10 protein-coding genes and 1 pseudogene are annotated in these 8,535 nt (G+C 40.4%); 5 read left to right on the forward strand and 6 right to left on the reverse strand.

Annotated features, from left to right (window positions below):
* The first annotated feature begins 553 nt into the window (after positions 1 to 553).
* Complete coding sequence (locus DEM91_RS11390) at positions 554 to 1,489, forward strand: calcium/sodium antiporter (RefSeq protein WP_249859004.1); 936 nt, start codon at positions 554 to 556, stop codon at positions 1,487 to 1,489.
* 177 nt (positions 1,490 to 1,666) lie between these two features.
* Here the strand turns inward: DEM91_RS11390 and DEM91_RS11395 are convergent, their stop codons facing one another.
* From DEM91_RS11395 to nusB, 5 genes are read right to left on the reverse strand one after another with little or no spacing between them, the layout of a single operon-like run.
* Positions 1,667 to 2,095, reverse strand: coding sequence for a DUF5606 domain-containing protein (locus DEM91_RS11395; protein ID WP_025071991.1), 429 nt, complete (start codon positions 2,093 to 2,095; stop codon positions 1,667 to 1,669).
* Positions 2,096 to 2,115: 20 nt separating this feature from the next.
* Positions 2,116 to 2,700, reverse strand: coding sequence for a dephospho-CoA kinase (coaE, locus tag DEM91_RS11400; RefSeq protein ID WP_249859005.1), 585 nt, complete (start codon positions 2,698 to 2,700; stop codon positions 2,116 to 2,118).
* 21 nt (positions 2,701 to 2,721) lie between these two features.
* Positions 2,722 to 3,705: a CdaR family protein gene (locus DEM91_RS11405; RefSeq protein ID WP_249859006.1), complete on the reverse strand. Its 984-nt coding sequence runs from the start codon at positions 3,703 to 3,705 to the stop codon at positions 2,722 to 2,724.
* Positions 3,706 to 3,713: 8 nt separating this feature from the next.
* The gene (gene yajC / locus DEM91_RS11410; RefSeq protein WP_008122081.1) at positions 3,714 to 4,040 is read right to left on the reverse strand and encodes a preprotein translocase subunit YajC; all 327 of its coding nucleotides are present in this window, start codon (positions 4,038 to 4,040) and stop codon (positions 3,714 to 3,716) included.
* Between the two features lie 25 nt (positions 4,041 to 4,065).
* Entirely contained in the window at positions 4,066 to 5,070 is a 1,005-nt protein-coding gene (nusB, locus tag DEM91_RS11415) for a transcription antitermination factor NusB (RefSeq protein WP_249859007.1), read from the reverse strand.
* A gap of 318 nt (positions 5,071 to 5,388) precedes the next feature.
* On the opposite strand from nusB, the gene DEM91_RS11420 reads away from it, so the two are divergent.
* Genes DEM91_RS11420 through DEM91_RS11435 form a run of 4 tightly spaced genes read left to right on the forward strand, consistent with a single transcriptional unit; the run spans position 5,389 to position 7,812 of the window.
* Positions 5,389 to 6,039: a 50S ribosomal protein L25/general stress protein Ctc gene (locus tag DEM91_RS11420; RefSeq protein ID WP_249859008.1), complete on the forward strand. Its 651-nt coding sequence runs from the start codon at positions 5,389 to 5,391 to the stop codon at positions 6,037 to 6,039.
* Positions 6,040 to 6,073: 34 nt separating this feature from the next.
* Positions 6,074 to 6,682, forward strand: a complete 609-nt coding sequence (gene pth / locus DEM91_RS11425; protein WP_195252224.1) for an aminoacyl-tRNA hydrolase — start codon at positions 6,074 to 6,076, stop codon at positions 6,680 to 6,682.
* An 11-nt stretch (positions 6,683 to 6,693) separates the two neighbouring features.
* The gene (locus tag DEM91_RS11430) at positions 6,694 to 7,167 is read left to right on the forward strand and encodes an RNA-binding S4 domain-containing protein (RefSeq protein ID WP_195252225.1); all 474 of its coding nucleotides are present in this window, start codon (positions 6,694 to 6,696) and stop codon (positions 7,165 to 7,167) included.
* 33 nt (positions 7,168 to 7,200) lie between these two features.
* Entirely contained in the window at positions 7,201 to 7,812 is a 612-nt protein-coding gene (locus DEM91_RS11435; protein WP_025071984.1) for a phosphoribosylglycinamide formyltransferase, read from the forward strand.
* Positions 7,813 to 7,834: 22 nt separating this feature from the next.
* On the opposite strand, the pseudogene DEM91_RS11440 reads toward DEM91_RS11435, so the two are convergent.
* Positions 7,835 to 8,461, reverse strand: a pseudogene (locus DEM91_RS11440) (outer membrane beta-barrel protein); the annotation flags it as partial.
* Positions 8,462 to 8,535 lie beyond the last annotated feature (74 nt).

Below are 8,535 nucleotides of genomic sequence, written 5' to 3' on the forward strand. Positions count from 1 at the left end.
ATTCCGTTTCCTACTCATTATCAGTCAGTTTACACCAACTTCGATATTTCTTCATTTTCGCTGATTAGTTGCATTGCAATTGTATGTGAATAGTGTGCCAATTCGCATGTGATAGTGGCATTAACTCAATGCTCTAATAAAAATAGAGGGCTATTTTTGCAAAATAATGTGGTGTTTGATGCTTGTTTCCTCCTTCTCTTTTTCTATTTCATCATTTTTCAATGGCTGTTTTTTGGTTATTTATTTTTACAAAAAGAGGGTGGAGGTGTGGCTTGAATAGTGCGCCATATAGACTGATTTGCATAGTGATTTGATGTTCATTTTTCGGTTGGTGATTTATCACTTTGAGCTGTGTTGCAGCATCGTCACACTTGGTTACCATATATGGGCATGCGCAATAAAACTTAAGAACGATGATTGCCTTTTTAGATTTTTTTGTAAGTTTGCAAGGAATTAAAGAGGAGTTGAACGAGGTGACGAGTACATAAGTAAATGAGTTGACGAGTAAACGAGTTGACAAGTTGACGAGTAGAACAATTTATAATTTGAGAAAATGTTATTGAATATTATTTGGATGATCGCAGGCATCGCCTTGGTGTTGTGGGGAGCCGACAGGCTTACCGATGGAGCAGTGGCGATAGCGGAGCGTATGCATATATCACAAATGGTGATAGGACTCACGATTGTGGCAATGGGAACATCAATGCCCGAGTTTTTTGTGAGTTTCATGTCGTCTTTGAAAGATACGCCAGACATGGCAGTGGGTAATGTTGTTGGTTCTAATATCTTTAATACCTTATTGATTGTGGGCTGTGCAGCCTTGGTGACACCCATAATGATACTGCCTGCAACGGTGAAGAAAGACATTCCTTTTGCCATGGTGGCTTCGGTGGCTTTATTGCTCATGTGCTTAGATGGAAACATCTCTCGCATAGATGCGGCGGTGCTGTTGGGGCTGTTTGCAGTCTTTATGTACATCACCTTGAAGGGAGCTAAAGAAAATGAGCAATCCATGCAACAGACGTCTGCCAAAGGTGGCAAGCCTTTCATGTCGGTAGTGTGGATTTTTGTAGGGTTGGTGTGCTTGGTGTTTGGTAGTAATTTGTTCGTAGATGCGGCTACCGTTATTGCTCGTCAGTTAGGAGTAAGCGATGCGGTTATTGGTTTGACGATTATTGCAGGAGGCACGTCGTTTCCTGAATTGGCAACGAGTGTGGTGTCGGCACGCAAGGGACAGAGTGGCATTGCCATAGGTAACGTGTTAGGCTCGAATGTATTTAACATCCTCTTGATTCTCGGTGTTACGGGTGTGATGAGTCCCATGACGCTTCAAGGCATTACTACCGTGGATTTAACGATGTTAGTGGTATCAATGGTGATGCTGTGGTTGTTCTCATTTACCAAATATACGCTTGCACGATGGGAAGGTGCGCTGCTCACAATCGTGTTTATAGGGTATATGAGTTATTTGGTGATGGGGGTGCTGTAGCAAATGGCATCATTGCTCATCGATAGACAAGAAGACAATAAGATATAAAATAAGGTAAGAATGAAGTAGCATGACTTGCATTCTTACCTTAAGTTTTTGAACAATTTGCCCGTTGACGATAGAACTCTGTCAATGATGATTTGTCAAGTCAAAGTTCCATTCGTGCAGGCTTGTGATTTACTTTTCTTCCTCGTCAGACTCTTTACGAGCGAGCAACTCCTCGAAATTAGTCAGCTCATTTTGTACAAGGATGTCGTACCACTGCAATAGCTTTTTGATGTCGCTATCGTGCACACGGTCCTCATCGAATGAGGGCAATACCTTTGCAAAGTATTCGCGTAGTTCTTTGCCCTTGGCTTTTTTATAATTAAACGATACAGGTTTAGCGTTTTCTATTTCGCCCACACTCTTGAGAACCTTCCATAACTCCACGTCGTCAGCATCAGTGTACATGGCAATGTCTGACAAGCTGGTTACGCGGTCTGATGCGAAAGCGGGTATTCTGCGACGTTTGTCATCAAGAGATTCAACGATTAAGTTTGTTTTCCCTCGTGAAACCATTTTATAAAGTCCTGGTTTTCCTGCGATAGAAAGGATAGTTTCCATTGTTGTTTAACTTTTTTGTTTTATATGTGATAATCTATTTTTTTGAATATGCAATCTATTTGTTGGTTGAGATTGGTATCATCGTCATTGTTAATCGTAAATGTGCTACGCTTCACAAGTTCCTCTTGACGCCATTGTTTATCAATCCAGTCCATCGCTTGCGCTTCGGTGAGTTGGTCACGTTGCATGACACGTTGCACACGTGTCTGTAAAGGAGCGATGATGCTGATGATGATGTCTGGATGAATCAATTGGTCGAAGTGCGCTTCAAAGAGGATAGCGCTCTCAATCCAGTTGTAGGGAGAGCGCAGAAAGTCGGCTGCCACGGCAGGATGTACGAGCTGCTGAATGGCTTGTTGATGCTCTTCTGATGCCAACAAGAATTTTGTCACGACAGATTTCTGAAGCTGATTACCTTGGTAAACATCAGCACCAATGAGCTTTTTGAGTCCTTCTTGTAAGACTGCATCTTGTTGCATGAGACGCTTGGCAGCAGCATCACAGTCGTAGACCGTTATTCCTCGTTTGGCTAAAAGTTGTGCGACGTAGCTCTTACCCGAGCCAATGCCTCCTGTTATCGCAATAACTTTCTTCTTTTTTCCCATGACTAATCAAGCAAGTTGTTTTTATTGCTGTTCAATGAGGTAATCTACTTCTTTTATTTCCAATCGGGCTTGTCTGACTTCTATAGGGAAAGTGCGCAAGTGCAGTGTACCTTTCTCCGAGGTGTGTTGGCTTAACTCATGATAATCCACCACCACTTGGAACTGGTCTTCGTGAAGATTTCTAAAGGCGTGGGAACCAATATTGAAGAGTACTCTCACCTTAGAAGGAAAGGTTCTAAGTCTCTTTCCGGGCGGCATATTGATAGCCACAATAGGAACCTCCATGCTCTCTTCGGTCAAGATATCAGGGAACAGACCTATTTTCACCTTGGCGGGAACCGTTTTAACGCCAATCATTTTGCTGAGATTCACCTCTTCAATAACCGTATCAGCGAAGTTTGTAAAGTGCAACTTCTCTGTTTCGATGTATCTGATGCTGTCCAAAAGATCTTTTTGAGCATAGACGGTCACCTTTTCAGGCCAAAACTTTATCCGAGCGAGATAGTAGTTTTTGGCGGGTAAAATCTTCCCGTCCATTCGTACTGGCACTTGTTTAGAGCGTCCAAAATTGAAATAAAACTTCAGCTGTTCGGGTTTTAGGTTTACAATCTTTGATGAATTGGAAAGTCGTTGATAGAGGATGTTCTGTACATCTGTCATAGGAACCATTCCTTGCCCCGTCTTGTTGTTGGCATAGGTACTGAAGTTCAAGTTGATAGTTCTAAATCTGTTGCTATTCAGATAACCTATGAAAGCAAATCCTTTATCGCGTACAGTCATCACGACCGTATCGTTCATCTCGGTTGTAATAATGGTATTTTTCGGCACATTGACTAACCGGATAGGCACACTAATCTCTTTTTCGTATGTCTCATCAAGTGTCATGGATAACCAAAACGCTCCACTGAGCAATAAGAAAAATAAAAATATCAGAAATTCCTTGTTGACTATACTGAACAGGAAATTTCTGATAAGTGAGCTTATACGTTTAATTTCCGAATACATCCGTCTTTTTAAGCGTTCGTAGTGGTTTGAGAAGCAGTATCAGCATACAGGAAATTTTTGTCTACCTGAATGACAACACCGCGTGCTATCTCAACATCAACCTTGTTGGTTGTAAGGTCAATGCGCTTAACAGTTCCATAAATGCCGCCACTCACAATGACTTTAGAGCCTTCTTGAAGCGCATTTTGAAACTTCTTAATTTCTTTTTGTTTTTTCTGTTGTGGACGTATCATGAATACCCACATGATGGCTAACATGGCAACCATAAAAATAAGCATGCCTGATCCGCCAACGCCTCCACCTGCTGCTTGTGCAGCTAATACTAATGTTGTCATATCTGAATAAATAATTTAATGTAATCTATTGAAGTTCGTCATTTGTTTGATTGGACTCAGAGTTTCTTTGAACTCTGTTAGTAGAACGTCGCTGTTTGGGTTCTGGTAAGGCCTTGAGCAGTTTACCCGTGTCTACTAAATAGCGAGCAATAGCGTCTAACATTCCATTGATGTAGCCACCGCTCTTTGGAGTGCTGTACAATTTTGCCAAATTTACATATTCATTGATGGTCACAGAAATGGGAATGTTTGGGAATGTTAGCATTTCGGCAATAGCGATTTGCATGATGACCACATCCATGTATGCTAATCGGGAGAAGTCCCAATTGCGACTCGTTTCGCTCATGTACCGCTGATAAGTGTCCGCATTAAGGATAGTGGCACGGAATAGCTTACGTGCAAATTCACGATCTTCTTCATCTCTGTATTCTGGCAGTAGTTCTTGTTCATTCTTATTTGCAGCATCAAATCTTTTAATCGTTTTAAGAACAAACGTATCTACCACCTCTTTATCATCATTCCAGTACAGACTTTTCTCTTCAAGGAGTGCATCGATGTCACTATTCTCTTGAATAAGTTGCTTGTAGAGCTTGCGCCAAACCTCCCGATCTGCTTCATAGGAATCGTCAGGATTATCCATATACTCTTGATATATGGATGAGCTTTCTATCTGTGTACACATCTTTCGAATAAATTCGATATCGTTGTCCCAGCTTAATTTTTGCTCCTCAAGAAAGGTATTCAGCATTTTGTTTTCCTCAAGCTGTACAGCAAATTTGTTAAAAGCAAACTTTTGTGAAGGAGCTTCTAACCCTTCACGATTTGCTTTTTGTGTAGCTATCTCAACTCTGTGACGCTCTTCATGTGTTATAGCTACAATCAATTCCAAGAGATAGTTATAAAGATCGTATGCCTTCGACAAGCAGAAGAGGAGTTCCTTTTCGGCACTGTCTATATTTTTATTTCCGTTTTGATAGTATGCGTAGGTTAACTGGACTATCTTTATCCTTATTAGTTCGCGATTAATCATCCTCTAATTAAATTTGTGTTTCAATCGTTATCTCGATTTATTCTTGTTGCAAATGTAGAAATTTTATCCATTCTATGCAAGTAAACCAAGCGTATTATAGCGTTTTTTTATAGAAACTTTGCATATTCCAAATAATTCATGTAACTTTGCACCGCTTTTTTGAGCACATCAGTGACGCCAAGAAGGTTTTGAAGATGTACAAATAGTTGTCTTTTACAAACCCATTGATAAGTCTTGGCAAGTAGATTTTCTACTTCTCTGTGTGATGGCGAATTAAGGCAATATTAAATTTATCAACTTAATTTAGAGTAACACATTATGAAAGAGATTAATGTTTCAGGTCAGAAGCGTGAGAACCTTGGAAAGAAAGCTTCAAAACATTTGAGAAAAGAAGGCTTAGTACCTTGCAATCTTTATGGTGAACAGAAAGAGGATGGTAAGCCAGTAGCATTGGCATTTGCTGCTCCTATGTCAGAACTTCGCAAGATTGTTTACACTCCACACATTTATGTCATCAATCTGAATATTGATGGCGAGCATCATACAGCTATCCTGAAAGAACTTCAGTTCCATCCTGTTACAGATGCTTTGTTACACGTTGACTTCTATGCAGTGAACGATCAGAAGCCTATTACTATTGGTATTCCTGTTAAATTAGTCGGGTTGGCACAAGGTGTACGTGATGGTGGACGTATGAACTTGTCTATTCGTAAAATCAACGTTACTGCTCCTTATCAACAAATTCCAGAACATCTCGATATTGATGTTACCAAGTTGAGAATCGGTAAGAGTATTAAAGTTGGTCAATTGAGTTTTGACGGATTGACGATGGCTACTTCTAAGGATGTTGTTGTATGCTCAATTAAGATGACACGTTCGGCTACTGCTTCAAGTGATACTTCTGATGAAGCAGAGGAAGAGGGTGGAGAAGAGTCTGCTGCTGAAGGAGAAGAAAAGGCAGAGGCTTAGTATTGATGCCAATTGATATAATGAATTAGATTCAATGAATAAATACTTGATTTGTGGACTGGGTAATCCTGGCAGTGAATATGCCGATACCAGACACAATACAGGATTCATAGTATTGGACGCTTTAGCTAAAGCGTCCAATATTGTTTTTGAGGATAAGCGTTATGGCTATGTTGCAGAGACCTCAATAAAAGGACGGAAAGTCATTTTATTGAAGCCGACTACCTTTATGAATCTCAGTGGCAATGCCGTTCGTTATTGGTTAAATAGGGAAAATATAGAGCTGCAAAACCTCCTTGTTATCTCTGATGACATCTCGATTCCATTAGGTGAATTTAGGTTAAAGGCAAGTGGTAGTAACGGTGGCCATAACGGATTAGGGCACATTCAACAGCTCATTGGTCAAAATTATCCACGACTTCGTATGGGAATAGGGAATGACTTTCAGCGTGGAGGACAAGTTGATTGGGTGTTAGGTCGCTTTTCAAGTGAAGAAGAGAAGATACTCCAACCAACTATTGATATTGCACTTGAACTGATAAAAAGTTTTGTTTTGGCAGGTATCAACATCACCATGAACCAATTTAACCAGTTGGGAAAGCATGCATCGTCCTCGAAATCTCCCATTGAAAAAACGGATTAACAACATTTCAAATGACAGAAAATGCAACTAAGGCATCGACTTTGCGAGTAAAGGATACTGGTTCGGCACGCATTGATAAATGGTTATGGGCAGCACGGATATTCAAATCGCGCTCTATTGCTGTTGATGCGTGTAAGAATAATCGCATTACGATTAATGGTGTGAATGTGAAACCAAGTCATATCATCAAGCCCGGTGTGCAAATTGATGTGAGAAAACCACCTATTGTTTATTCTTTCAAGGTGCTTATGACCATTGAACAACGTGTGGGGGCTAAATTCATTCCCGAGATTTATGAGAATGTTACCGATCCAAAACAATATGAGTTGCTGGAAATGAGTCGTATTAGTGGTTTTGTGAATCGTGCTCGAGGCACAGGAAGACCCACGAAAAAGGATCGTCGAAAGATGGATGAATTCATCGAACCTGCTCTCTTTGGATTTGAAGATATCGATGATTGGGATCATGAAGATGATGATGAATAACCTGTTGTTTATTTTCTTTTAATGAATAAAAATATGAAATCTACCTCGTCCTTAAATGCTCTACATACTCGACCTCATCGAGTCGCAATTTTTGTTTCCGGTAATGGCACCAATTGTGAGAATATTATTCGATACTTCGCTCAATCGACGACCATTCAAATTTCGCTGGTTTTGAGTAACAAAAGCGATGCTTATGCCTTGACGCGAGCCAAACGTTTAGGCGTTCCTACTATCATTGTGCCCAAAAAAGACTTCAATGACGCTTCCATATTATTACCTATTCTTCAAAGTAATGATATTGATTTTATCGTATTAGCAGGATTTTTATTGATGATTCCCAATTTTCTTATAGCCGCTTTCCCCAAGCGTATGATCAACATTCATCCCGCTCTTTTACCTAAATTCGGTGGGAAAGGAATGTATGGCCACCATGTTCACGAAGCCGTAAAGGCTGCTGGAGAAACAGAAACAGGCTTTACAGTACACTGGGTTAGCGATGTTTGTGATGGTGGAGAAATCATTGCGCAGTATCGAACTCCATTAGATTCAACGGATACTGTTGAAGATATTGCCGAGAAAGAGCATCAGTTGGAAATGAAATACTTCCCATCGGTGATTGAAAAGGTGATTACTGAAGCCTTTTAACGCTTTGGTGTTTCACCTCTTGTCAATATCTTCCTCCATTCCAGTGTCCTCTTCTTTGGTCTCTCCAACTTCCTCTTCCCTGTTGTAATCCGCCATGTCGGAGTTTGTTCCGATTCATTTCTTGGCGTGCTTGTTTGCCTCCAAACAAGTTCAGACGGTAGATGACGTGCAACATGGCATAACTGTTAATGCTGTTGTATTCCGTATCACTACGACGAATGGCATCAACGGAGCGTGTAAAGTTGCTCTGATTGTTCAGCATATCATAGAATTGGAGGGATAAAATCAGGTTGCGTTTCTTCAAGAAACTATGTGATATTTGGGCATTCCATACGAGTTCGTTTGTATTAAGCGATTGGTCGTTATATCCTCTTCTACTATTTTGATGAATATCTGTCGACAAGTTGGTTCCCCAAGGAGTGGTTATGTTCACATTGAGTCCGTACGAATATCTCCACGTATCTAAGTTGTTCCTACTTTGAAGTTGATTCCTTGTATGGTCATAGTTAACCATTCCATCGAGTTCTACTTCTAACCAGTCATTGCGAAAGCTCATAGCGAGTCTTTCTGTCAAGCCCAATGTGCGCATCGTGTTTTTCTCAGAATCGGCTTTGTTGTTCAAGCTAAGGTAGCCCACTTGGTTATTATATCTTCTATGTTGCTTTCCAAATAATTGGAAAATATTTGTAATTTATTAACTGTTCATTATCATTCACTTAGCGT

Origin of the sequence: Prevotella sp. TCVGH, assembly GCF_023522295.1 — a bacterium.
Classification (GTDB): Bacteria; Bacteroidota; Bacteroidia; order Bacteroidales; family Bacteroidaceae; genus Prevotella; species Prevotella timonensis.